Origin of the sequence: Paenibacillus silagei (assembly GCF_017874735.1) — a bacterium.
Taxonomy (GTDB): Bacteria; Bacillota; Bacilli; order Paenibacillales; family Paenibacillaceae; genus Paenibacillus_AQ; species Paenibacillus_AQ silagei.
This window is the reverse complement of record NZ_JAGGLV010000015.1, coordinates 168,027-193,773: the sequence shown is the minus strand read 5'-3', so window position 1 is coordinate 193,773 and position 25,747 is coordinate 168,027. Positions and strand designations below refer to the sequence as shown.

Below are 25,747 nucleotides of genomic sequence, written 5' to 3'. Positions count from 1 at the left end.
CGATGCCCTGAAGAGGGAATGCAAATTGAAGCTTCAGGGCATCGCGATCTGATCCTTTAGCCATTTTCATATATAGCGATCCTCACTCCGTCCAGTTCCACAGCCGCACTTCACCCACCTGGAGGTGACTCACCCATGAAGCCTCGCGCAGCTTCAGCAGCTCCTTGACCGGTCCAGTGACAACGGCTCCGTAGAGCTTCACCCCGTTCTGCTCCAGATAGGCCACGGAGGTGTCTAACTGTTCGATATACACCGCTCTGCCCGCGAGTGTCTGATGCTGCTGCAGCAGCTTAAGGGTCTTGATGAAATTGGCATCTCGTAGTTCTCCGCTCCCGTATGCCTCAACGGAAGGCGACACGCTGCTGTAGGAGGATACGGAGCTGAACCAGCCTGTTTTTTCCTTGGTGACCTCTGATTTCTTCATATCATCCTTATGCCAGATAGGCTGATAGGGGAAGCCAAGCGGATATACAACCACATCGTCATTCCTCGTTGAAGGTCCGGTATCGGCACCGAACCAGACAGGCTGAAGGTTCAGCGGCTCCAGCTGCTTCAGGAGTTCATCTGTGGTATATAAATGGCCGAGTGACAGAAACGCCTCAGCAACCGTACCTTCAGGAAGCTTCGCCAGCCTCTTCCACTGGTCATTATCATCCCCTCCAACGGCGCCGCCCTCCTCAGACGGATAATAGAACACTTTTCCAGACCCGTTCCGCTCATCCATCCAATTATATATACCATTATTGGCCAGTCCCAGAAGGAAATTCTGTGAATAATTACCAACCTGAATGCTCTCGCTGCCCACCTGCTTCAGCATATTCCCGGATAACTCCAACCGGAAAAAATAATGTGCATCCGATGACAGCCGCACCGTGGTGTTGGGGCGGGTAACGGCAATCGCTGATTCTACCACATCACGGTAAGTGTCACCCCGGTCTCCGGTGTTGTAGAAGACTACTGTGATAATACTGCTAATGACCGTAAAGATCAGGAACGCCGAAAATACAGTAAGTGTATTGTTAATCCGCGCCTTCCATTTGCCCCGGCGAATAATGGACTTCTCTCTTCGCTTCTTTTTCGCCTTCTTGAACCCTGGTGCTGCGCTTCCTTGCGGGTCCGTCTTGGTCCAACTCCCGGTGACCTGCCCGTCCTGCTCCTCCTGCTCCATCTGTTCCTCCAGATACAACTGATACGCTTCAAGCTTCGCCAGCTCACTCTCCAGCTCCTCACGTTCTTCCTCCGGGAGGGTACCCTCGCTGTATAGGCGCAGCTTCTCTTTGAACTCCTCACTCATGCTCATTCCTCCTCCGCTCCGCTTCACGCAGCTTCTGCCTGGCGCGGAATACGAGTATCTTGTATTGGGACAAGCCCACCTCCATAATGCCAGCAGCTTCCTTATAGCTCAGCCCGTGCACATCGTGCAGCAGCAAGGCATGACGCTGCCCCTCCGGCAGCAGGCTAAGCGCCCTGGCCACTTCCTCCCACCGTTCCTGCTTCAACAGAGTGCCTTCCGTTGTCTCCGGGTGGGGCAGGCTGCTGAAATACGCGCCTTCCTTCGCCACACTCCGCTTCTCTTTGCGCGTATAATCCACGAATGCATTATATGCGACCCGGAACAGCCACGGCTTAATCCGCTCCTCCCGGCAATCCTCCAGATACAGATACGCCCGGTAAAAGGTATCCTGCATCAAATCTTCAGCCGCATGATGGTCCTGGCAGAGGGAGCGCAGATAGCGGTAGATGTCGTCAACATAATGTTCATATAGTTCATCCAGCGAATTTGGCTCCATCTCCTCCCCCCTTACTCCATCCACGTATGAGAATGCGAAAAGTTACACCTCTGTACGAAATTTCCTGAAATCATCCATTTTGTTCGCAAGCAAAGTCCATCTTCCCCGGAGGCGGTGGTGCGGGATCCGCTAGGGTGCAATGGGCCGAGATGCGATGGTGCAGGGGGCGACGTGCAGGGGGCGCGATGTGCGGGGGTGCGAACCCCGCCACTCCCGTTGCGGACTGGAGATCCCTTATTTGGCCGGAACACAGCATTTCGCATGCCTGGCGGACTCAGATGCCGTTAAGCCCCCTCTCCAGCCTCCGTTTACGCTCCACAATACAATATAGGGGCTCCTGAGTCCGATACGAGCAGAAAAGCCGTCTTTTTCGCCAAATAACGTCCTCTGTGTCCGCATAACTCCCCAGATGACCCCAAAACCTCTAATTTGTAAACACCGAAGGCTAGCAGCCAGCAACGGCGGAGGAGCTCAAATTCAGCACAAAGGGAGCCTCCCGGCCCCCTGTATGCTAACTCTGGCGATTCATTCCCCAGCCTCATTCGCGCTGGCAGCCTGCTCTCCACGTATTTTACTCAATAAAAGCCGATGCTGGACGAAGCGTCCTTCATCCATTCCCGTTTGCGGCCCTTGTCCAGCTCGCCGCGCATGCCGCGCACAAGAAGCTCCACATCTGCCGTGCCGTTCTCATGCCATTCCAGTGCGGCACTGACATACAGCTCGCCGAGCTGGGTCAGGGAGAAATCCCCGGTCAGACGCGCAGCAGTGACCGTGCCTTCCTCACCTGCGAAGGCGGAGAAGCCGCGCAGCTGCAGATATTCAAGGCGCAACGCCTCGCTTGGCATCTTGATCTCATAGGCCCGGTCGAAGCGCCCGGCGCGGTTCATGAGACCCGGGTCGATTTTGTCAGGGTAATTGGTCGTGCCGATCAGGAAGATCCCCTCCTTGGAGGTGGCCCCGTCCAGCGTGTTGAGGAAGAAGGAGCGCACCTCCTGCGGCATGGAGTCGATGTCCTCAATCACGAGCACCATCGGAGCCAGCCGGGCCGCAGCCTCGAACACCTCATTCACCGATTCGCTGCTCGTATACTCCGTAATCTGCCAATAGAGCACCGGTCCCGGCACGCTTCCGGCAATGGATTTGACCAGGGTGGTCTTGCCGTTGCCCGGATGCCCGTAGAGCAGAATTCCCCGCTTGTACGGGATATCATAGGTCACATAGAAGCTGCGGTCGCTGTCGAAGAACTGATCAAGCGAGCGGTAGATCTCTTTTTTGATACCGGCGTCCAAAATCACCTCTTCACGCCTAACCGCACGCGTAATCGGCTCATCCTCACGGGAAATCCCGTTCCGCCGGTCGGTGAACACCGTCACCTTGTTGATATTCTGCTCCCGCTGACGCTTGCGCACATTACCAAGGAAGAACTGCAGCTGCTGATCCGATGCGGCAAATACATAATCCTGAAAGTTAATGCCGTTCTCCTGAAACACCGGAACCCGCGCCAGCGCAATGCCCATCGCCGGATAAGCGAGCACATTATTGCGGACCGACAGATGGATATGGTACTCCGGCTGCTCCTTCTCATCATCGAACACGAAGGTCCGGTCCTCCAGACGGTCAAAAATCCGCGCCACATGCTCCACCCCGGCATTCCCGCTCTGCACATCGTTCTCCAGCAGCTTCCAGTATTCGCTGTTGGGGTCATCGCTGGCATACAGCTCGTAACGGACACCGTACCGGGTGTAGAGGGCTTCAAGGATACCGTCCACCAGGCGGGCATACACATCGTAGCCTTTGATAATGCCGGCTCTCTCTTCATCATATTCATAGATTACAGCCGGTTTCTTGTTCTCCTGCTCCATCCTTATTTCGTCCCCTTTATCGCTGCGAGCGGCTTGCATTTGGCCACAACGGCAGCCAGGCCGGCCCCCGTAACGCTTTCTATGATCTCATCTACATTCTTATAGGCTTGGGGGGATTCGTCAATGATAGATTCCAGGGAATGCTGGTTCACGACAATCTCGTCTTCCGTTCCCACCTTCATCGACCGGGAGAATTCCTGGACACTCACCAGCCGCTTCGTGGCCGAGCGGGAGCGGATACGTCCTGCACCATGGCAGATGGAATAATAATTCTCTTCCCCTCCGGGCTGGCCGACCATGATATAAGAGGCCGTACCCATCGAGCCGGGAATCAGCGCCGGATGTCCGGTCCCCGCATAAGGGCGCGGATTATCCGCATGCTCCGCAGGCAGAGCGCGGGTGGCCCCTTTGCGGTGGACGAACTTGCTGCCTGCGGAAGTCTTCTCTTCCCAGGCATAATTGTGCATCAGATCGTAAAGGGTTCGCAGCTCGCACTTCGGGCCGAAGATGTCTCGAAAGCCCTCACGGACTCCATAAGCAATCAGGTGACGGTTCACTACCGCATAGTTCAGTGCCGAGTACATCAGATTAACATAGCGCTGCGCCTGCGGATGCGCCAGAGGCGCATAGATCAAGCGCGGGTCGGCGCTGCCCAGCCCCAGCTGGCCCATGACCTTGGCGAAGGCCGGGGTACAGAATTGATTGACCATGCCGCCCCAGGCCCGTGAGCCGGAGTGGATCATGACGACAATCTGCCCGTCCTTCAGCCCCCAGGCTTCCGCCACTTCCCGCTGCTCCTCCGCGATCTCAATCGCCTGAATCTCGACGAAATGGTTGCCGCCGCCAAGAGTTCCGAGCTGGCGGTGGCCCCGGTGCCAGGCCATATCCGGCAGCTCATTCAGAATCTCTTCGTCGAAGCCCAGCTTGCTGATCTCCACATGGGATAGCGCACTTGATTTCTTCGGCGTGTAGCTGTCCGGGATATACTTGTTAGGCAGTCCGTGCAGTCCCTTACGTACGATATTCTCCAGCCGGATATCACTGTAGTGGCCGCGCTGTTGAGCCTCCATCGGCAGATATTTCTCAATCGCGCGGACCAGCTTGCGGCGCAGCTTCACTTCACGCAGATCATCCACGTGCAGGTTGGTCAGATGCACACGCATTCCGCAGCCGATGTCGCTGCCCACAATGGACGGCGACACATAGCCTGATTCGGCATCCCAGACAGCCGTAGTGCCGATACAGGTTCCGACGCCTACATGCACATCCGGGGTATAGCTCATATATTCGATATTTGGTATCTGCAGATTGTTGTTAGCCATCTCCAAGACCTTGTAATCCAGCGTGCCGAATAATTGCTCACTGGCGTAGATTTTGAGGTCGCCGCCCGGAAGGGCCACCTCATGTTTATAGCGGGACATCTCTTCCGCTTGTTGCTTCATGCTATTCATATCTATTTTCATTTCCTCTCAGGTTGGGTTTCCAGGTACACAAAAAAGAGCCGCAGACCAGTTCTGATCATGCGGCTCCCGGCGCGCTAAGTGCAGCTTCCCGTTGAAGCTTGCACCCGTTCAAAGCACACCCGTATTCAGTTCAGACATCAGCAGCAATACCCTGCGCATTATGTCTTCCGGACGAAGGCGATGAGATCAGATCGTACATATGCGGTTGTCAGGTGATCCTGCTGTCTGTTCCGTTCATTTGTTCCAATCATGATCCGTCAGCCTCCCTTCTCTAAATGATAAACCCAATAATATATGGCCTTGCAGCAGATTGTCAACCCTTATTCTGGTAAAAAATTATTTTACTTAAATTTGGACCAGTCCTGATTGCTGTTCTCCAGCAGATGGCCGAAATCATTCTCCAGCCGCTTCTGCTCCGCCTTGCGCTTATCCTCGGCTGCCTTTAGGACAGCCTCCATCTTGTCCCGTTCTTCTGCCTTGAGCGCATCGGACTGCGCCTTTAGCTTCTCCAGAACCTCGCCGCTCAGCATATCCTTCAGGGTTGCCGGAGCATCCGTTGCCGCAGGGCGCGGGGCCGGTGTGTTCTTCTTCTTTTTTGCCATGGGAATCATCCTTTCATGCGGCTATAATCCTTAAAATTTGTTTTAGGCACAGGTCTTTTCGTTTATAATGTACAGTAAGAGGTGAGCCTAATGAAATCCACAGAGTTATGTCCAAGATTACAAAAAAGCATGGATATTATCGGCAGACGCTGGACGGGCTTAATCATCTATCAGCTTTTGCAGGGTCCCCAGCGCTTCGGGGAAATTGAGTCCTCGCTGCCTGTCAGCGGCCGGCTGCTGTCCGAACGGCTGAAGGAGCTGGAGCAGGAAGGCATCGTGCTGCGCGAGGTATTCCCTGAGACCCCCGTCCGCATCCAGTATTCGCTTACAGGCAAAGGCCGGGCGCTGGAATCCGTCATCCGCGATCTCCAGGTCTGGTCGGAATCATGGATTACGGAAGAGGAATGCCGTTCCGCCTTCAGCGCTCCTCCGCAACCTCAATAAGGCCTGTTGATTTATATATTTACAGCTTGCGGCCGATGATGACCAGATCGCGCGGGATGCCGTCAAGCACCGCGACTCCCGGCAAAAGCCCCCATTCTTTGAATTCGAACTTCCGCAGCAGGGCGAGGCTGGGCTCGTTATGGCCGAATACGAACCCGACCAGATTCTGCAGCCCAAGGCGCGGACATTCCTCCACTGCCTTGGCGAGCAGAATACTTCCCGCACCGCTGCCGCGGAATTTCTCATTTACATAGACACTAATCTCTGCTGTTCCATTATAGGCCGGACGTCCGTAGAACGACTGGAAGCTGAACCAGGCCGCGATCTCGCCGCCCTGTCTCAGTACCCACAGCGGCCGGTGATGGCTGCTATGCTCATGGAACCATCCCACCCGCTCCTCCACGCTAACCGGTTCAAGATCCGCAGTTACCACTCTTCCGGCAACCGTTGAATTATAGATCTCCACAATTGCTCCCAAATCCTCAATTCGTGCATCCTCTATGTTATAAGCCTGCCATTCCATGCTCTATTTCCTCCTAATTGTGGTATAAGCACTGTACATTAATTATACTCCAAGCCGATCATATTACGCAGTAGCTCTACAGTTGCAGCAATGCTGAAGCAACCCTACTGAAACCACATTACTCAAGTCCCGTCTGCTCCAGACTCCACTTCCATAATCGTGCGGCCGCTTCTGTATCCTCCGCCCGTGGCGTCAGTTCCTTGATCTTGCGGCGGTAATAATATTGCCCGCTTACCCCGTCCAGCTCCGGTGCAGTCGCCAGATAGATGGCCGTATCCGCCCCCTGCTCTGGAGTGAGGAAGAAGTAGGACACCAGCTTCAGAACCCGGCGTCCGAAGCCCGTCTCCCGGTTCACGCCGATGCTCGTTCCCACTGCACCCGGATGCAGGCTGTTCACCGTCACCTGCGTTCCCTTCAGGCGCGCAGCCAGCTCACGGGTGAAGAGAATATTCGCCAGCTTGGAGCGGCCGTACGCTTTGGCCGGATTGAAGCCGCGCGACAGCGTATGATCCTCCAGATAGAGCTTGCCGATCTTATACGCTCCCGATGCCACGACAACAATCCGCCCCTGTTCAGCAGCCTTGAGGTTATCCAGCAGCAGGTGGGTCAGCAGAAAGTGCCCCAGATGATTCACGCCCAGATCCAGCTCGTAGCCATCTGCTGTCAGCTCACGCTTCAGCGCTACCACCCCTGCGTTATTGATCAGAACATCCAGCACAGGATATTCGGCAGTGAACTCCCCGGCAAAAGCGCGAATGCTATCGAAGGAAGCGAGATCGCACAGCATCAGCCGGATCTGGCTGGAGCCGCTCTGCCGCACCGCTTCGGCAAGAGCCTCTCCCCCCCGCTTAAGGCTGCGGCAGGCCATAATGACAGTTGCTCCCCTGCGGGCCATTTCCACGGTTGTAGCCAGCCCCATCCCGGAGTTTGCGCCGGTGACCAGCACCGTTTTTCCTTGCATGGACATCTTCCCCTCTCCTGCATATAGGTCCTATAGGCAATTGTAGCGGCCTGGCCTAATCCGAGTAAGTATATGCTAGTTAAGGTTATGTTACATCATTTCAGAGGGTTAACATAGTCAAAAAACGGCCATTCTTCACTTCCAGTCCGGACGCAGCGCAATCAGCCGGTCATCCTGCGCCTGCGGATCTCCTCTGCCGTCGCGGTTGTTGGTCATAAGGTACAGAGTACCATCCGGCCCTTCCGCCACATTACGGATTCGCCCGTACTTTTCCTTGAACAGGCTGGTAATGGAAGGCGTTCCGCCCGCAGGCGGCAGCGATACCCTTAGGAGCTGCTGTCCGGCCAGATTGGCAACCAGCAGCTCACCGGCCCAGGGTCCCTGCGTAATGAAGGTCATTCCTGACGGAGCCCAGGTCTCCTCTCCGCTGTGGACCAGCGGAGTCACCAGCTTCGGCTGGCCGTCTCCGGTCTCATCGCCTTCGATCAGCGGCCAGCCATAATTGGCTCCGGCCTTGATGAGATTCAGCTCATCGTGATTGGACTGGCCATGCTCGGAGCTGTAGAGCGCCCCGCTCTCCGGCTGCCAGGCCAGCCCCTGGGCATTGCGGTGACCCATGCTGTAGACCGGCGATCCGGGCCACGGGTTGTCTTCGGGGATGGAGCCGCTGGCCGTAATCCGCAGGATTTTGCCGCCCAGATTATCCTTGTCCTGCGCCAGCTCCGGATCATAGCGGTCACCTGTGGTGATGTACAAGTACCCGTCCGGGCCAATCTTGATCCGCCCGCCGTTGTGGTTGGTGTCGCCCGGGATATGATCCAGCAGAACCCGGCTGATCTCTGCTGAGCTGCTTCCAATCTGAAGCTGCAGCACCCGGTTCGCCGGTTCGCCCTCTTCGGTACGGTATGTGTGGTAGACATAAGCCCGTCCATTCTGCTCAAAATCAGAATCCAGCGCAAGCCCCAAGAGCCCGCCTTCTCCCTTGCTGACAAAAGGATCCGAGAGCTTCAGCAGCGGAGCATCGCGCAGCTTGCCGTTCTCCATGACACGCAGGCTGCCGGAACGCTCTGTAATGAAAATTCGTCCATCCGCTGCAAACGCCATCTCCCAGGGAACCTCCAGTCCGCTGGCTAAAGTCTCAGCAGTATAGGGGAAATCCGGGGATACACCCGGAGCTTCATCAGGCTGGGCGTTGACCGGCGGACTGCCTTCTGCCCCATTCTCCTGCAGACTATCCTCCTGTGCAGCAGAAGTGCAGGCTGAAAGCAACGTTATCAGCAAGACCAGTGTTACACGCAGCAGACAGGTCCGGGAGAGCAACCTTATTTTTGATCCATTCATATTCCTAACCTCCTTCAAGTATTATCAGATCCTGATTGTGGCAACTATTACCCTGTGCTTCTCTTCCTCAAACGACTGAGGCTGCAGTGATAACGGGAGGTGCAGCATCCATTTTTATGAATTATAATGGGAACATTGCTGTTCAAGCGTGTAGATGAAAGGGGAACTAATGAAATGAATGCAGCTCTGCAACAACTGGAGCAGGACATGGCAGCCGCAAGCCTGGATGCCCTGCTAGTAACCGATCCCAAGCATGTGTACTATTTGACGGGCTTTGCCAGCAACCCGCATGAACGTTTTCTGGGCCTGCTGCTGATCCGGGGCGAGGAACCGGTGCTGATCGTTCCGGCGCTGGACGCCGAAGCCGCGCATGCCGCCTCCTCGGTGAAGACGATTCTGACACACAGTGACACGGACAACCCGTACGCTCTGCTGAAGTCACGCTTCGGCAATGTTAGTCCGGGCAGCATCGGCATCGAGAAGGAACACTTCTCCGTCAGCCGGTATGAACTCCTCGCAGAAGCGGTCGCCGCCGGTTCCTACCAGGATATCGGCCATCTGCTACGGGCGATGCGCGCGATCAAGACCCCGGAGGAAGTGCGCATCATGCAGCATGCCGCCGAGCTGGTGGAGGAGGTTCTCCGTCAGGGTCTGGCGCATGTCAAAGCCGGCGTCAGCGAGATTGAACTGGTAGCGGAGCTGGAGTATCTGATGAAAAAAACCGGTGCCTCCGGCCCCTCCTTCGACACGATGGTGCTGTCCGGTCCGAAAACGGCCCTCCCACACGGCGTACCGGGCGAACGCCTTATTCAGCCGGGCGATCTGCTTATGTTCGACCTCGGTGTGTATGCCGGAGGCTACGCTTCCGATATTACCCGCACCTTCGCGGTAGGTGAAGTGGACAGCAGACTGCGTGATATATATAGTGCTGTGCTTGCTGCCAATGAAGCGGGCATTGCCGCCTCCGTGGCCGGAGCGTCCTTCGGTTCTGTCGACAAGGCGGCACGTGATGTCATTGACGCCGCAGGTTACGGGGAGTACTTCATGCACCGTGTCGGACACGGGCTGGGCATGGACACCCATGAATATCCTTCGCTGCACGGGCTCAATAAGGACATTATCCAGAACGGCAACGTCTTCACCGTAGAGCCGGGAATTTATGTGCCGGGTCTCGGCGGTGTGCGCATTGAGGATGATGTGCTGGTCACCGCCGAAGGTCCGCAGACGCTGACCCGCTTCCCCAAAGAATGGACAGTGCTTAACCTGTAATTCTGCTGAGGGTTCAGGAAGCTTCAAGTTAGTTCGCAAGTCCGCTATACATCACGGCACACAAAAGCCCCAGTCTCCCGATCTTCGGGGCTGGGGCTTTATAATGGGGAGACTTACTCCCGGATAACAGGCTTCTGCTCTTCTTCGGCGAATTTGAAGGAACGGCCCAGATACAGCACCGGCGTGCCGGCGGCCGTGAGGATGAACTTGGACAGGTAGGTGGTCAGCAGAATCTCGGTCCACACCTTTATGTCATAGGTTCCGGCAAAAGCAATCGTGCAGAAGATCAGCGTATCGACAAAGGAGCTGATCATCGTGCTGCCATTCGAGCGAATCCATAGCTGCTTAGAGCTGCCGTAATATTTTCGTATCCAGGCGTAGAGCCGTACATCCAGGAACTGGCTGATAAAATAAGCGGTCAGACTGCCCAGCGCCAGTCTCGGCATCAGGCCGAATATCGTCTGCAGCGCGGATTGGGCAATGTCCGTCTCCTGCGGCTTGAACACCAGCACCATCTGCATAATGACGGTCGTCATCAGCAGCGTGAAGAAGCCGAACCACACAGCGCTCCGCGCTTCAGCCCGGCCGTACCGCTCATTGAGCAGATCACTGGTCATATAGAGTGTGACATACATCGTATTGCCCAGCGTCATCACTATATCGAACGGCATCGCAATCGTCTTGGCAACCTGGATATTCGCGACTACGGTCGCCATGCCGACCCAGGCGTAGAGCCCTTTTTTACCGAATAAGCGGTAGCACAGCAGAAAAAACACAAAATTAACGACAACAAAACAAACGCCCCACAACAAGTTAAACATAATGCCTGGTATTCCTCCTAGTTTTGGTTACGCGGGATGGTTACGAACCGCGGATCGCAGTAGTCAAGAAACAAAACATTATTACTCTATCACATACAAAGCTAACATGCTATGAAATTTTAAATTTTCAGAAAAACGGCATTTCGTTGCTTCTTTTTGCCGAAATAGTGATAGAGTCATTAAATATTCAGTTATTTCTGAAAATAATGCAGTATATTGCAAATTTTCACTATTCAACCGGAGGTTAATTCTATAGAATATGGAGATTAAGATGCATTTCACGTAAAAAGGAGCGAATGCCATGTTTGGCTTCAAAAAATCAATTAGTCGCAAATTTACGCTGTTGCTGTTTGTCGTTTTGCTACTCACTTCTCTTACGTTGAGTATCAGCTTCTACATTATATCTATCGGCACCATTAACAGCTATGTCATTCCGCAGATCGACAAGTCTCTGAGTGCCGCCGCCCAGGATGCCTATAAGAACCTGAATGCTACCAGTGCGCAGCAGACCCTGAACAAGAATGAGCAGGCCAGGACCAATGTCGAATTCTATTTGGAAGACAAGCGTAAAAAGCTGGATGTGGATACTCTCTTCCTCATCAATCTGAAGGATGGCCAGGCCACTGTCCTGACCGCAGATCATGGCGCCAAGCTCCAGCCGGATGAAGCCTTAGAAGTATCGCCTGCCATGGAGCAAGCCTCCAAAGGAAAGACAGGGCTTAGTGAAATCTATAGTGATAGCCACGGTATACATAAAAGTGCCTATGTCGGTGTTCCCGGAACAACCATGATTGTAGCTGCAAGCGCCGATATGAACTTCGTCCAAGACAAAATGAGCAGCATCCTGTGGACAAGCGCAGGAATTACCCTGCTGGCGCTGGTGGTAGGCGTCACTGCCGCTGGCTTCATGAGCCGCAGAATCACCCGTCCGATCTCTAAGCTTGCGGCCTACAGCAACAAGCTGGCGGGCGGCGACTTCACCGAAGCGCTCACGCTTAAGGGTACCGATGAAGTCGGACAGCTCTCCGAGAGCTTCCGCATCATGAGTGAGCGCTTGAAGGAGATGATCGGACATGTGCTGGATACCTCCGGGACAGTAGTGGCCGATTCCAATGATCTGAAGACGCGTGTCCAGATCCTTAATGAGATGGCTGAACATTCAGCGGCCTCTGTGGAAGAGATCGGCAAGGGCAGTACCATGATTGCCAGCAGCGCGATGGATAACTCCCGCGCCATGGATGAGATCAATATGGGCATCCAGCATATTGCCTCCGCTGCCGGTGAGGTCACCGAGCAGATCAGCGAGGCTTCCACCGAAGCCCAGAGCGGCAATGATATTGCCCAGAGTGCAGTGGAGCAGATGCGCCAGGTAGAGCAGGCCTCCGAACAGTCACTGGAGCAGTTCCGCTTGATGAACGAACGCTCGCTGATGATCGGTGAAGTCGTGCAGGGGATTACTGAGATTACCAAGCAGATTCAGATGCTGTCGCTCAATGCTTCCATTGAGGCTGCCCGTGCCGGGGAGCATGGCCGCGGATTCGCTGTGGTGGCCGGGGAAGTGCGTAAGCTGTCCGAGCAGTCCAAGGAATCCAATGAGCAGATCCGTGAATTCCTGCTGAGTCTGCAGGAGGATATGAACCAGTCCGTATCCGAAATGAACCATGTCAACGCTGAAGTGGCTTCCGGAGTGAATAAGGTGGTCGAAGCAGGCAACGCCTTCAACCACCTGCTGATCCTCATTCAGAGCATCAATCACAGCATCCAGTCCGTCTCTGCCGCAACCCAGCAGATCTCAGCAGGTACCGAGGAAGTCAGTGCCTCTGTAGAAGAAACGGCGCAGATTACCGCCAAGTCGCAGCAGAACGCAGACACGCTTGCCGACAACTCGGCACGCCAGCATGAAGAGCTGGAGGGCCATGCCCTAACTGTCGAGCACCTCTACCAGCAGGCCGTGAAGCTGCAGAAGGCCGCTCAGCAGTTTAAGATTTGAGGTGCTAAGAGCGGTCATGTGGAGATAGCGGGAGCGCTTATAGTTGTGAATTGATTTTCAAACGGTATCTTGTTTAGTGGAAGGGAGTGCTGGGACTATTGGGAGTCCTGCGACCTCTGTGAATGCTGCTGCCGTTAGCGTGGTGCAGGATTTAGTTGGATAAATGTATCTTAATTCGGCAATTTTGGAACGTTAGAGGATTTTAATTGGAAAACTGTAACTTATTATCGGGTGAATTCTCTTTTTTCGGTAATTCCAGCTTTTTTAAGTGCCTTCTTTCCAACTATTGCTTAGCAAGGTGCCTGTGGTGCATGAACAAGTGCCGAAAATCCAACTATTTTTGACGCTGATACTGATACTGATACTGATACAGAGCTTGAAGATCCGCCGGACCAGCTAATACAATAGAAAAGCAGTTCCCGAGGCGATGTGGCCTTTGGAACTGCTTTTTTTTGGAAAAGTGAAGGTTGTTGCTCAGTGCCTTGGCGCCCATAAAATGACGGATACCCCGATGACACAGATGCCGGCCCCGATCCAGTCGTAGAGATCCGGCGTCTTGCGGTCCACCAGCCAGCCCCACAGTACAGCCAGCACGATGAATACTCCGCCATAAGCGGCGTATATCCGGCCAAACGAAGGGAACTTCTGCAGGGTCGGGATTATACCATAGGCGATCAGGATAACCGAGCCTGCCAATCCATACCATAACGGGCGCGATTCCCGCAGCCAGAGCCAGACGAGGTATCCGCCGCCAATCTCAGCGAGACCAGCTACGACAAACAGCAGCACTGCAAGCAGCATGGCTATTCTCCCCCTCCAGGCAGACCCATAATTGCATATAACACAGCCATATTCAAATGGGACTCCACAGCATCTGCCAGCCGGTCAAATTCCTGTTCACGGAGTTCGGCAGCCGAGAAGGTCGCCGTTAGCGGTGTCAGCCCCTTGGAGCTGCGCAGTCCGTTCAGCCAGCTCCGGCGCAGGGCATCGTTATGGAACAGCCCGTGCAGATAGCTGCCCCAGACTCTACCGTCCCGGGTTCCCCAACCCTCCGGCACAGCCTGTCCTTCCGGTCCGGCCAGCGTAAACAGGCTGAGTACAGAAGACGGATCGTGGTTCGTGGTTGTTCCCATATGTATCTCATAACCAGCGACAGGCAAAACTTCCGGTGTTACACCATTGGCTGTGGTGCTTAACCGCAGGGGATGATCCGCAGCCAGCCCGCCGCTCACCCGCACCGTAGTCTTGTGCTGGAGAAAAGCTGTCGAGAGCGGCAGATATCCCAGCCCCTCGCTCTCTCCCGGCTCTGCACTCTCTACGGCATGGGGATCCAGCAGCTTCAAGCCCAGCATCTGATACCCGCCGCAGATTCCGGCAAGCTGCTCTGTTCCCCGCTCCAGCGCACGCTCGATTGCAGCAGGGAAACCCTGCTCGCGCAGATATTGCAGGTCAGCAGCGGTGTTCTTCGTGCCCGGCAGGATAATTACATCGGGCATTCCCAGCTCATCTGCCGACTGCACGTAGCGTAAGACGGTATCCGGCTCCTCCTCCAGCGGATCGAAGTCGGTGAAGTTGGAGATCCGCGGATAACGGATGACCGCGATATCAAGCTCCTTCGCGGAATCCTCCCGCTGACGGCCGGACGTTCCATCCAGTACTACGGAATCCTCCGCCTCAATTCGCAGCTGCGGCAGGAATGGCAGCACCCCGAGTACCGGGATGCCTGTGCGCTCCTCCAGCCAGTCCAGTCCAGGCTGTAACAGGGAGACATCCCCGCGGAATTTATTGATGATGAAGCCCTTCACCCGGGCGCGTTCATGCGGCTCCAGCAGCTCCAGGGTGCCGACGATGAAGGCGAAGACCCCGCCGCGGTCAATGTCGGCGACCAGCAGCACAGGCGCATCCGCCCATCCGGCCAGATTCATATTGACGATATCCCGGCTTTTAAGATTGATTTCCGCCGGACTGCCCGCACCCTCCATCAGCACAATATCATAAGCCTCCCGCAGCCTCCCGAGCGCATCCATTACGGTGTCCTTAGCTTCGGGAAGAAACTTCTCGCGGTATTCCCTCGCGCTGAGGGCGGCATGCGGCACCCCATGCACGACAATCTGCGCACTCATCTCCCCGGAGGGCTTCAGCAGAATCGGATTCATATCGCTGGTAGCCGTAATGCCGAAGGCTTCCGCCTGCATCCCCTGGGCACGGCCGATTTCCTTGCCGTCCGCTGTGACATAGGAATTCAGCGCCATATTCTGCGACTTGAACGGGGCGGTCCGGTAGCCATCCCGGGTCATAATCCGCCCTATGGCGGCGGTGACCAGGCTTTTGCCGACATCGGAGGCCGTCCCCTGGATCATCAGCACCGCGCCGGGCCGCCGAGGCCCGGCTTCCGCTGCCTGGGCTGGGCCTAGTGCGCCTAGTGCGCCTATATATGAGGCTGTATCTTCCATGTTCATCTTCCTCGCTTTCTTGCTGCTGCCGGCTTGTCGGCGGCGCAGGTGTTGGTCGCTGGGCGATGCGGCGTATAGGTGTAGGGCCGGCGCGGCGCACAAGGACAGGGCGAAGCAGCGATTAGTTACACGAAACCACCTAGTATGTCTTCGGTTTTCCGCATACATTTGGCCGTATTACCTTCGCGCTACCGATTGTGTTCGGTTTTCCGCATACATTTGGCCGGAATGCCTCCGCGCTACCGATTGTGTTCGGTTTTCCGCATACATTTGGCTGGAATACCTCCGCGCTACCGATTGTGTTCGGTTTTCCGCATACATTTGGCCCATTGAATTTACTTTTTCAGTCCTTCAGGGTTCGCCGCCCCGGTTAGGGTGCAAGGGGTGGCCTAATTGCAGTTTGTACAACTAAATTGCCTGGTCTGCCGCCGAATTTCCGTTTAGCTGTATTTCGTGCAATTAAACAGCCTCTATATCTGGGTTTTCGCCCATTCAGGTAAATTTAGTTGTACAGACTACAGTTACAAGAAGAAAGCCTGCCGTTTCACTGTTTTTAGTTGCATAGAATACATTTATCACTGATTGTTCGCTACGTGCGCAGCGCGAAGCGGCGCTTAAATGCTGCGTAGGCACGGCGCATAATTCAGACGGACGCGGGCGGTTGCCGTGCAGCCCGCTAAGGCAGGTTGTGCTGGGCCAGTACCAGCACAAGCAGGACCACCGTCTCCAGCAGCTCGCCCAGCGCGCCGTAGACGTCGCCGGTGAGCCCGCCGAGCCGGCTGTTGATCCGCCGCGCCGCGAGCCGGCCGCAGGCCGCCGCAGCCAGCGGCGCCAGGATGGCCGCAGCCGCCAGCAGCGGCCAGGCCCCGCCGCCCGCGCCCAGCGCCAGAGGCGCAGCGGCAGCGGCCAGCGTCAGCAGTGCGGCGCTCAGGCCCGCGCGCCGCTCCTGCCGGGCAGGCAGCCCGCCGAAGGTGGCGGCCAGCCCTTCATTGCCGCGGGCCAGGGGATAGCGGGCCATCGCCCGCACCATGTACCAGCGGCCCCAGACCGGCGGCAGCAGGAGCAGCGGCAGCAGGCTGAAGCTGCCGCCTTCGAGCCATGCTGCCAGCAGCGAGGCCTTCAGCAGCAGGAGCATCACGCAGGCCAGCACGCCCATAGCGCCGACACGGCTGTCCTTCATGATCTCCAGCATCCGCTCCCTGGAGCGGTAGCTGAGCAGGGCATCGGCAGTGTCCATCCAGCCGTCCAAATGCAGCCCGCCGGTCAGCCCCACCCACAGGATGAGGGTGACGACAGCGGCAGGCCAAGCCGGCAGCAGCCAGCCTGCCGCTGCGGCACCGAGCGCCGTGCTAAGGCCGATGGCTGCCCCGACGAGCGGGTAATAGACCACACTCGCGCGCAGCAGCTCCGGCGAGAACTCCCCGCTGCTTTTGACTGGAAACCGCGTCAGGAACTGAAACGCGGCTGCGGCATTTCCCCGCGCACTCACAGAAGATACTCCCGGCTTCTCAGCTCAACCGGGATTCCGGCGATTACGAGAAAAACCTGCCCGCACCGGGCAGCAAGCCGGGCGTTCATCCTTCCGGCCAAATCACGGTACAGCCGGCCCAGCGGATACTCCGGCACAATGCCGCCACCAACCTCATTGGTAACGAGGATCAGCGTTCCCTCGAAGCCGGAGACCGCCTGCTCCAGACCGGCAATTTCATCCTCCACGAATTTTTGCCTGTCGCTCCTCTCCTCCACAACCAGCAGCTGATTCGACAGCCAGAGCGTCAGGCAGTCCACCAGCACAGTCTGGCCGCTGCCGGAGAGCTGCTCCAGCAGTGCTGCGAGCTTAAGCGGCTCCTCCAGTGTCTCCCACTGGAAGCCGTCCGCGTCCGCCTGCCGCTGCTGCCGGTGCAACGCAATCCGCGCTTCCATCTCCGCATCAAAAGCCTGTCCGGTTGCCACATAGACTGCCTGCCGCGAGTCAGCCAGCTTGCGGGTCAGACGCTCGGCGAAGCCGCTTTTGCCGCTGCGTGCCCCTCCCGTGACCAGAATGCTCATACGCTCTCCGATCCGGAGACGCCCGCACTCTCGAAGGTTGCCATCTCACGCATAATCCGGCAGACCGCTTCGATGAAATGCAAACACAGCGCGCCCCCAGTGCCTTCTCCCAGCCGCAGGCCCATATCGATCAGCGCTTCCAGACCGAGGCGGTCCAGCATCAGCTTATGCCCCTGTTCACCAGATACATGGGAAGCGATCATATACGCTGTAGATTCCGGTGCCAGTGCCCGGGCGATCAGGGCTGCCGCCCCGGAGATGAAGCCGTCCAGAATGACCGGAATCCGCAGGGCCGCCGCTCCGAGAATCAGCCCGGCCAGACCGGCAATCTCAAGCCCCCCGACCTTGGCGAGCACATCAACCGGATCAGCGGGATCGGGGTTATTTACCTGGAGGGCACGTTCGATTACCGAGATTTTGTGCTGGAGCCGCTCATCGTTAATGCCTGTCCCCCGCCCAGCCGCCGTCTCTGCCGGAATGCCTTCGAGTGCGCACAAGACCGCCGCACTGGCTGTCGTATTCCCGATGCCCATCTCCCCGGTAATGAAAATCTCCGTTCCGTTCTTCACCGCCTCCTGCGCCACATGAACTCCGGCCAAAATCGCGCGCAGTGCATCCTCCCGGCTCATCGCCGGGCCTGCTGCCATATTGTCTGTGCCCCGGCGGACCTTACGGTTAATCAGCTGCGGGTGCTCGATATCGCCGTTGATCCCGATGTCCACGAACTGTACCTCAGCACCGCCCTGGCGGGCCAGCACATTCACAGCCGCCCCGCCGCTGAGGAAGTTATAGGCCATCTGCATGGTAACCTCCTGCGGAAAAGCACTGACGCCTTCACAGCAGACCCCATGGTCTGCGGCCATAACCACTACCGTTCGTTTGCTGTAGCAGGGCTGCTCTACTTTGGAGATTCCGGCCAGCCGGACAGCCAGCGCCTCCAGCCGCCCGAGGCTTCCGGGCGGCTTGGTCAGACTGTTCAGGCGGAGCACCGCGCGCAGTGTAGCTTTTTCGTCAGGCGGGGCGATCCGTCCGGTTACTTCTTGAATGGCTGAGATCATTAATAATGCCTCCTATTAGATAGTGCGGAAGCGGGCTCCCGCTGCAAGAATACATCTGTGTCTGCTGATCTGGTTACGTTGAAGTTGTGTAACAGTCATTAAGTTTAAATTCGCAAGTATTGCAGGCCATGCCGCTCGTTAGTGAACAGAAGAGTCTAAGCCTGTATGAGAAGGAGAAATTTAGTCAAAATGCTTCTTTGGAGGTGATGCAACTGTATGAGCATACAGTGTAAAAGTTGCAGGATGCGGGTGCAGGTGTGCGAGGGTGGCGGAATGGTGTAGTCGTGTGGTAGGTCAAGTTAGCTGAAATCAGGTGCACTAATACCCCTCATTCGACCGCCTAGCCCCATTTCGCTGAAATCAGGTGCACTAATACCCCTCATTCGACCGCCTAGCCCCATTTCGCTGAAATCAGGTGCACTAATACCCCTCATTCGATCGCCTGGCTCCATTTCGCCGAAATCAGGTGCACTTATACCCCTCATTCGACCGCCTGGCCCCATTTCGCCGAAATCAGGTGCACTAATACCCCTCATTCGATCGCCTGGCCCCATTTCGTCGAAATCAGGTGCACTAATACCCTCATTTGACCGCCTAGCCCCATTTCCCCAAATTCAGGTGCACTTGTGCACCTAAACACTTTAGGATCAAAGGGACTTCTCCCTCTCTTTCCTCCCCCGCCTACTTTGCTCTCCCCCACCAGCTTACATCCCGCCATAATTACCTAGTTACCTGCCAACCGTCTCTCCGCCCGACAACTTCCAGCACCATCCAGCTCCCACTGGCCCCCCAGCCTTCCCCCAATACAAGCCCAAAAGCCCCCTCCAAATGAAGAAGGGGGCTTCCTGATCCGGCAGCGGGCCGGAATGCTGTTACAATATCCCTATTTCTTCCTTTAAGGATTATAGGTGATATGAAATCATCTTACAATTACATTTTTACCTGCAACACTATGCAGCATTGACATCTTCATGAAGTCGTCCAGCCGCTCCAGCGCTTCGGTCAGCTTCGCCGTAGAAGCGGCGTAGGAGCAGCGGATATAGCCTTCCCCTCCGGCTCCGAACACATGGCCCGGCACCACGGCAACTCCTGCCTCCTGAAGCAGGCGCAAGGCGAACTCTTCTGACCCGAGCCCGGTGCGTCCGATCGAAGCGAAGGCATAGAAGGCCCCCTGCGGTATATGGCAGGACAATCCGGCAGACCGCAAGCCCTCCACCAGCAGCGAGCGTCGTTCTTTGAAGCACGCCTTCATCCGTTCCATATCCGGCAACGCACTGCGCAGGGCTTCAGCAGCAGCAATCTGTCCCGGTACAGGGGCGCACATGGCGGTATATTGATGAATCTTCAGCATGGCCGAGAGCAGCTCACGGTTCCCGCAGGTATAGCCCACCCGCCAGCCCGTCATGGCAAAAGCCTTCGAGAACCCGCTGATCACCACCGTCCGCTCCTTCATCCCGGGCAGGGAAGCGATGCTTACATGCTTGCTGTCGTAGGTCAGCTCGGCATAGATCTCATCGGAAATGACGATCAGATCATGCTCTCTCACCACTTCAGCCACCGGCAGCCAGTCCTCGTAAGTCATAACCGCCCCCGTAGGATTACTCGGAAAATTCACAATCAGCAGCTTGGAGAGTGGGGTAATCGCTCTGCGCAAGGCTTCTGCCGTAAGCTTGAAGCCTTCCTCCACCTTCGTCTCCACCGGTGCCAGCGTCCCGCCGTTCAGGTAGGCGATAGGCGCGTAAGCAACATATCCCGGAGAAGGAATCAGAATCTCATCCCCGGGAGCCATGAAGGCCCGCAGCGCCAGATCCACCGCTTCACTGCTGCCCACCGTAACCAAGATTTCATCCGCAGGATCGTAACGCAATCCGAAGCTGGTCTGCATATAGCCCGCAATCTCCTCCCGCAGCTCCGGCAGTCCGCTGTTAGAGGTGTACCCCGTCTCCCCCCGATCCAGCGCACGGATACAGGCTGCTCTTACCTGCTCGGGTGTAGCGAAGTCCGGCTCGCCTACACCGAGTGAAATAATATCGTTGTTACCCGCAGCCAGATCAAAAAAAGCCCGGATGCCCGAAGGCGGAATCTCTTGTAACCGCGGATTAATGATGAAGGCATTGTCCCTTCTCATCGTGTTCATAGCCTGACACCTCCATATTCTACAGTCCGCGCTTGAGGGGTTTGATGGGTATGATCGGCTTGCTGCGCTTCCTTGACTTGCCCCTGCGGCTTAACTCCTGTATCCGCAACCGTCCGCGCTCCCTCTCCAGATGCACCTTGCAGCCCCCCGCGCTCCCGCAGTGATCCGGTAATGATCTCATCCAGCAGGCTGCTGAAGTCTATCCCGGCTGCCTCTGCACTCTGGGGCAACAGGCTGGTTGCCGTCATTCCGGGCAATGTATTCACCTCCAGCACATAAGGGATGCCGTCCTTCAACAGCATATCCACCCGTGCATACACTGCACATTTGAGCGCCCGGTAGCAGGTTAACGCCGCCTTCTGCACCTGTTCCTGCAACGCATCCGGCAGCCGGATGATCTGCTCCTCCGCGCCGCCCTGCTCGTATTTGGCCTCATAATCGAACCAGTCCGCACCCAGCGATTGAATGCCGATGACCGGCAGCATTTCTCCCCCCAGGATAGAGCAGGTAATCTCCTGTCCCGGGATGTAGTGTTCAATGAGCACAGAGCCTCCATCCGCACTGGCAAAAGCTTTTTCCACCGCCGCCCGCAGCTCCTGTGGATGATTCACCTTGGTCATGCCGATGCTGGACCCGCCGGAATTCGGCTTCACCATCACCGGATAACCGAGCCGCTGCACGGCTTCCGGGGCATAGTCGTCCATGCTGTCCCAGCACAGCCAGTCGGGTGTGGGAATGCTTTTGCTGCGGATGACCGTCTTGGCCAGCCCTTTATCCATACATAAGCTGCTTGCGAGCACCCCGCTACCGGAATACGGGATTCCGAGCGTCTCCAGGGCTCCCTGCACCGTACCATCTTCCCCGTAGGCCCCATGCAGGGCGAGCAGAGCGAAGTCCAGTCCCGCTGCCCCTTCCAGCAGCTCTTTGCGCGAGGTAATGTGTACCGGAACCGCTGTGTATTTTGCCGGATCAAGCGCCTTCAGCATCTCCCTGCCGGTCTTCAGCGACACCTCATATTCGGACGACACCCCGCCCATAATCACACCTACTCTTAGCATATCCGCACCTCATTCTCCCATGATTTGCCGTGCTGTCTTCCCGATGATTGCAATACCCCTTACGATATCCTCATCCGCCACCCTGGAGAATCCCAACCGCAACGTATTCTGTCCTGCACCGTCTGTGAAGAAGATGTCTCCCGCCGTAAAAATAACCCCCCGCGCATGACAAGCCGCCAGCAATTCCCTTGTATTGAAGCCTTCCGCGAACGTTACGAACAGATGCAGCCCGCCATCACCCGACAAGGAGGCATATGGAATATGCTCCTTACAGCAGGCCAGGGTCAGCTCGTATTTGCGTTTATACTCCAGCCGGGCTTTTTTGAGATACTTCTCCAGATTGCCGCCCAGCAGATATTGATACAGAATGGACTGGTCGAGCGTCGAGGTATGAATGGTCCGCGCCCGCTTCACACTCTCCAGATAATAGATCAGCTCCTCATCCGCCAGCACCCAGCCCACCCGCAGCCCGGGAAACAGGACTTTGGAAAAGCTCCCCAGATATACCACGCCGTTCCCGCCGCCCGCCGCCGCAATTAACGGAGCCACATGGGCGCCGGAATACCGCAGCTCCTCGTTGAACCCGTCCTCAATCACCGGCACGTTATAGTCCTGCATCAGCTTCATTAGCCTTTGTCTTTTCTCGGGAGACATGACGATGCCGGTGGGATTATGGTAGGAGGGAACCAGATAAGCACAGTCGTATGGCCGCGCCTCCAGCGCCTGCTTCAGCTCCCCGAGGTGGATGCCGTCCCGCTCCATCTTGACCCCGTGAATTCCGAAGTCGTGCAGCTTCAGATTCTTGATCGCTGTATGATGCGTCGGATTCTCGCAGACCACTGTGCCATGACGCTTGCCGAGAGCCGACAGCACCAGGTCGAAGCCCTCCGTGAACCCGTTCGTAATCAGCAGATCCTTCCCGCGCAGATCCACGCCTTTATGCTCCATATATTGTTTGAGATAGTCTATTAATGGCTTATAGCCTTTGGCATATCCATAATTCAGCAGAACGTTGCCCTCTACGGACATACGCTCCAGGAACGCTCTACGCACATGATCCAGATCGAAGAGGCGCTCATCCGGGGCGATACTGGTAAAAGAAATCGTGCCCTTCTCCGCGCGTATTCCCCGCTTCATAATGTCCAGCTCCTCCGCGAGCAGCGCCTGGCTGCTGAGCCGCTCTGTCCAGTCCAGCGTCCATGGGGAAGCTTCCGCACCGTTCTGCGCTGCCGCGCCTTGTGCGACATAACTGCCCTGGCCCTGCACGGTATAGGCGAAGCCATCGTCTTCTAGACCCTCATAAGCCGAGATCACCGAGTTCCGGCTGACCTTCAGCAAGGTGCTCAGCTCTCGTGTCGAGGGCAGCTTCTGCCCGCCTTGGAGCGCGCTTTTGATGATGAGATGCTTCATGTAATCCTTCACCTGGATCGATACCGGACGCCCGGCCATGAGCTTGAAATCCTTAAACATCCTGTGATCGCCTCCATAGCTATCATGGCACAGACGCTGCCGTAAAAAAAGAACCACCGCCCCGGGATTTTCTTCCGGACGTGGTTCTGTGGGGGATGAGGGGCGGGAATGTGCCGCCTGCGGTGCTGGTAGGTGTCCCCGCCTGTTGAGAACGGAATGTCTGATGAGAGGCTGCCAATGCTCCCGGGACCAGACGTTCCATATATAATACTGCGAGTGCCCGCATGGGACCGGAATGCTGATGTGCTGCTACGAGTACCCACATGGGACCTAAACGACGGGTGCGGCGGGACACGGACATGATGTGATTATACCAGTTGGCTCTAGACACCATTCGGGCGCTCTCCTGAGGGTTCTATTGTATTTCGTACAGTCAGATTAGTGTATATTGACACTTTTTCGTGTTCTGCTGCATTATGTACATTAGAAATTTGGATTTTACCCGTTATGGGGGCAATTGCTGATATTCTGTTGCAGGAAATACAGTAGAATGTGTTTTGGCACGGTTATTAGACCAATCTGATGTACATAGTGCAATCACCCGTTAGCAGATGCGCGGAATCATCAGCGGTTGCGTTATCGTCAGGGAAATCATCAGTATCTCGTTAGCGATAGCGTATTCGTTAGCGGAATCTTCAGTATCTGCGATAGCGGAATCGTCAGCGTTAGTAGTTACGCCTCATTCACCCGTTAGCATTCTCCGCTGCCATCCGCCAGCTTCCTCCAACCTTCCGCAGATGCAGGACCGTAACCTCACCTGGAGCCGGTGCTGCTGCGGTATAGAATGTCACGCCTTCGATGATCCGCGCCAGCAGCTGCCGGATGACACCGCCGTGGGTCACCAGCATGACACGGAATACCGCTGGAACCTGGCCCTGATCTGGCTTCAGCAGAGTGGTCTCTGGATCATACGCTTCCGTGGGAGGGTCTGCCGGATGAATCGATTCCGCTCCAGCTGATGCCCGTGCCGTTCCAACTCTTGCGGGTACCGCTGCCGCCACCTCCTGCAGAAGCTGCTCCCAGAAATGATCAACCCGGACGGCGAATTGCTCCCACGTCTCCCCTTCCGGGGGCGTTGCCGCCCCGGGGTCGTCAATCCAGCTCCGGTATAGCGGATTATACTTGAGCTGATCATACCTGCAGCCTTCCCACGCCCCGAAGTCCATCTCCCTTAGCCGGGAATCATAGATTGCCTGCGGCATCAGGTGCGGAACCAGGGCCTCAAGGGTCTCCCGGCATCTGCGCAGGTCACTGCAATAGACGCGGCGGAATTCCCCGCCAAGCGGCGGCTGTGCCCTCAGCCCCTTCAACCGCTCCGCCTCTCCCGGCATAAGCGTTACATCAGTCCTCCCCAGATAACGCCGTTCCTGATTCCACTGTGTATAGCCATGTCGGACTATTACCAACTCCAGCTGTGCAGGGTTGGTCTGAGGTGACTGTGTGCCAACCTTCTCCATTCCGCTTTAGCCCCCGATCCCGTGCCATAGCAGGACAACGGCTGCACAGATGCAGACAAATATTGCGGATGACCACATCATCATCCGCGAGGTCACAATAATATCCTCCGGGTCCATCGTCCGCAGCGGATCACCCATGTAAGCGCGGAAGGAGACGATGCCATGGTATACATTCTCGCCGCCCAGCCGGATGCCGAGGGCCCCGGCAACTGCCGATTCGGGGTACCCGCTGTTCGGACTGGGATGAAGGCGGGCATCCCGGCGCACGGTGCGCCAGCATCTCTTCCAGTCCAGCCGCAGGAGCGCAGCACATAAGGTTAAGAGCAGTGCGGTCAACCGCGCCGGTATGTAGTTGGCGACATCGTCCAAGCGGGCCGATGCCCAGCCGAGGTCGCGGTATTTATCGTTCTTGTAGCCGACCATGGAATCCAGCGTGTTCACCGCACGGTAAGCCATGGCCAGCGGCGCCCCGCCCAGCAGGGCAAAGAACAACGGCGAGATGATTGCATCGACGATATTCTCCGCAACCGTCTCCACCGTACCGCGCACAATCTCCGGGCTGTCCAGATGAGCCGTATCCCGGCCCACGATCATCCCCAGCGCCCGGCGCGCGGCGGGAATATCTCCTGAACGCAGCTCGGTGTATACTGCCATGCCTGCATCCTTCAATCCCTTGGAGGCGATGGTGGTCGAGATCAGCCAGACTTCGGCAAGCCCGGCAAGCCAGGGAGACAAGCGGGCGAGCAGCATAACAAACAGCGCGGTCAGCGCCCAAGCGCCACCCGCCACCAGCAGCGGAAGAAGAATACCGGCACGCTTCAGAGCACTTGGAGCTGCGGCGAAGCGGCGAATCCCCCGCTCCAGAGCACTAATGACCTTCCCTATGTAAATAACCGGATGGGGCAGGCTGCGCGGATCACCAACCACCCGGTCCACAATATAAGCAGAGAGCAGGATGATAGCAAGCTTCACCTTGGCTCACCCCGCCGCTCTGTATAG

The 25,747-nt window shown here is 56.5% G+C and carries 22 protein-coding genes; 3 read left to right on the top strand and 19 right to left on the bottom strand.

The genetic code is table 11. The features are described from left to right. Positions 1-82: 82 nt before the first annotated feature. The 5 genes from J2Z70_RS21535 to J2Z70_RS21515 form a co-directional block, all read right to left on the bottom strand. On the bottom strand, positions 83-1,294 hold the full coding sequence (locus J2Z70_RS21535) for an anti-sigma factor (RefSeq protein ID WP_209876612.1): 1,212 nt from the start codon (positions 1,292-1,294) through the stop codon (positions 83-85). Continuing rightward, on the bottom strand, positions 1,287-1,790 hold the full coding sequence (locus tag J2Z70_RS21530) for a sigma-70 family RNA polymerase sigma factor (protein WP_209876610.1): 504 nt from the start codon (positions 1,788-1,790) through the stop codon (positions 1,287-1,289). Before J2Z70_RS21530 ends, J2Z70_RS21535 begins: the two co-directional genes overlap by 8 nt. Positions 1,791-2,365: 575 nt before the next feature. Beyond that, positions 2,366-3,652 (bottom strand): ATP-binding protein, encoded by a 1,287-nt coding sequence (locus J2Z70_RS21525; protein WP_209876608.1) that lies wholly within the window; start codon positions 3,650-3,652, stop codon positions 2,366-2,368. 2 nt (positions 3,653-3,654) lie between these two features. Then, on the bottom strand, positions 3,655-5,094 hold the full coding sequence (locus tag J2Z70_RS21520) for an RtcB family protein (RefSeq protein WP_245368408.1): 1,440 nt from the start codon (positions 5,092-5,094) through the stop codon (positions 3,655-3,657). A gap of 362 nt (positions 5,095-5,456) precedes the next feature. After that, positions 5,457-5,717, bottom strand: coding sequence for a YqkE family protein (locus J2Z70_RS21515; RefSeq protein ID WP_209876606.1), 261 nt, complete (start codon positions 5,715-5,717; stop codon positions 5,457-5,459). Between the two features lie 90 nt (positions 5,718-5,807). On the opposite strand from J2Z70_RS21515, the gene J2Z70_RS21510 reads away from it, so the two are divergent. Then, the gene (locus J2Z70_RS21510; RefSeq protein ID WP_036727611.1) at positions 5,808-6,161 is read left to right on the top strand and encodes a winged helix-turn-helix transcriptional regulator; all 354 of its coding nucleotides are present in this window, start codon (positions 5,808-5,810) and stop codon (positions 6,159-6,161) included. Positions 6,162-6,180: 19 nt separating this feature from the next. Here J2Z70_RS21510 and J2Z70_RS21505 read toward each other — a convergent pair whose 3' ends face one another. The 3 genes from J2Z70_RS21505 to J2Z70_RS21495 all read right to left on the bottom strand — a co-directional run bounded on the left by J2Z70_RS21505 (position 6,181) and on the right by J2Z70_RS21495 (position 8,986). Beyond that, positions 6,181-6,684 (bottom strand): GNAT family N-acetyltransferase, encoded by a 504-nt coding sequence (locus J2Z70_RS21505; protein ID WP_209876604.1) that lies wholly within the window; start codon positions 6,682-6,684, stop codon positions 6,181-6,183. Between the two features lie 118 nt (positions 6,685-6,802). Beyond that, complete coding sequence (locus J2Z70_RS21500; protein WP_209876648.1) at positions 6,803-7,645, bottom strand: SDR family oxidoreductase; 843 nt, start codon at positions 7,643-7,645, stop codon at positions 6,803-6,805. 135 nt (positions 7,646-7,780) lie between these two features. Continuing rightward, positions 7,781-8,986 carry a PQQ-dependent sugar dehydrogenase gene (locus tag J2Z70_RS21495; protein WP_209876602.1) on the bottom strand — a complete coding sequence of 402 codons (1,206 nt, stop codon included), beginning with the start codon at positions 8,984-8,986 and terminating at the stop codon, positions 7,781-7,783. Between the two features lie 174 nt (positions 8,987-9,160). On the opposite strand from J2Z70_RS21495, the gene J2Z70_RS21490 reads away from it, so the two are divergent. Continuing rightward, positions 9,161-10,255, top strand: coding sequence for a M24 family metallopeptidase (locus tag J2Z70_RS21490; protein ID WP_209876646.1), 1,095 nt, complete (start codon positions 9,161-9,163; stop codon positions 10,253-10,255). A gap of 113 nt (positions 10,256-10,368) precedes the next feature. On the opposite strand, the gene J2Z70_RS21485 is transcribed toward J2Z70_RS21490, so the two are convergent. Continuing rightward, a complete protein-coding gene (locus J2Z70_RS21485; RefSeq protein ID WP_209876600.1) occupies positions 10,369-11,076 on the bottom strand; it encodes a queuosine precursor transporter in 708 nt (235 codons plus the stop codon). Positions 11,077-11,377: 301 nt separating this feature from the next. Here J2Z70_RS21485 and J2Z70_RS21480 point away from each other — a divergent pair, with 301 nt between their 5' ends. Beyond that, complete coding sequence (locus tag J2Z70_RS21480; protein WP_036727606.1) at positions 11,378-13,066, top strand: methyl-accepting chemotaxis protein; 1,689 nt, start codon at positions 11,378-11,380, stop codon at positions 13,064-13,066. A 474-nt stretch (positions 13,067-13,540) separates the two neighbouring features. Here the strand turns inward: J2Z70_RS21480 and J2Z70_RS21475 are convergent, their stop codons facing one another. The 10 genes from J2Z70_RS21475 to cbiB form a co-directional block, all read right to left on the bottom strand. After that, entirely contained in the window at positions 13,541-13,867 is a 327-nt protein-coding gene (locus tag J2Z70_RS21475) for a YnfA family protein (protein ID WP_209876598.1), read from the bottom strand. Between the two features lie 2 nt (positions 13,868-13,869). Further along, entirely contained in the window at positions 13,870-15,519 is a 1,650-nt protein-coding gene (locus J2Z70_RS21470) for a cobyric acid synthase (RefSeq protein WP_209876596.1), read from the bottom strand. Between the two features lie 676 nt (positions 15,520-16,195). Further along, positions 16,196-17,008 (bottom strand): adenosylcobinamide-GDP ribazoletransferase, encoded by an 813-nt coding sequence (gene cobS / locus J2Z70_RS21465; protein ID WP_209876594.1) that lies wholly within the window; start codon positions 17,006-17,008, stop codon positions 16,196-16,198. Beyond that, complete coding sequence (gene cobU, locus J2Z70_RS21460; protein WP_209876591.1) at positions 17,005-17,568, bottom strand: bifunctional adenosylcobinamide kinase/adenosylcobinamide-phosphate guanylyltransferase; 564 nt, start codon at positions 17,566-17,568, stop codon at positions 17,005-17,007. Before cobU ends, cobS begins: the two co-directional genes overlap by 4 nt. Continuing rightward, the gene (gene cobT / locus J2Z70_RS21455) at positions 17,565-18,626 is read right to left on the bottom strand and encodes a nicotinate-nucleotide--dimethylbenzimidazole phosphoribosyltransferase (protein ID WP_209876589.1); all 1,062 of its coding nucleotides are present in this window, start codon (positions 18,624-18,626) and stop codon (positions 17,565-17,567) included. Before cobT ends, cobU begins: the two co-directional genes overlap by 4 nt. Positions 18,627-19,545: 919 nt before the next feature. Beyond that, positions 19,546-20,763 (bottom strand): pyridoxal phosphate-dependent aminotransferase, encoded by a 1,218-nt coding sequence (locus J2Z70_RS21450; RefSeq protein ID WP_209876587.1) that lies wholly within the window; start codon positions 20,761-20,763, stop codon positions 19,546-19,548. Beyond that, a complete protein-coding gene (locus tag J2Z70_RS21445) occupies positions 20,760-21,821 on the bottom strand; it encodes a D-alanine--D-alanine ligase (RefSeq protein WP_209876585.1) in 1,062 nt (353 codons plus the stop codon). Before J2Z70_RS21445 ends, J2Z70_RS21450 begins: the two co-directional genes overlap by 4 nt. Positions 21,822-21,830: 9 nt before the next feature. Further along, entirely contained in the window at positions 21,831-23,291 is a 1,461-nt protein-coding gene (locus tag J2Z70_RS21440) for an aminotransferase-like domain-containing protein (protein WP_209876583.1), read from the bottom strand. A gap of 683 nt (positions 23,292-23,974) precedes the next feature. Beyond that, entirely contained in the window at positions 23,975-24,748 is a 774-nt protein-coding gene (locus tag J2Z70_RS21435) for a histidine phosphatase family protein (protein WP_209876581.1), read from the bottom strand. 6 nt (positions 24,749-24,754) lie between these two features. Continuing rightward, complete coding sequence (cbiB, locus tag J2Z70_RS21430; RefSeq protein WP_209876578.1) at positions 24,755-25,720, bottom strand: adenosylcobinamide-phosphate synthase CbiB; 966 nt, start codon at positions 25,718-25,720, stop codon at positions 24,755-24,757. Positions 25,721-25,747: the final 27 nt, after the last annotated feature.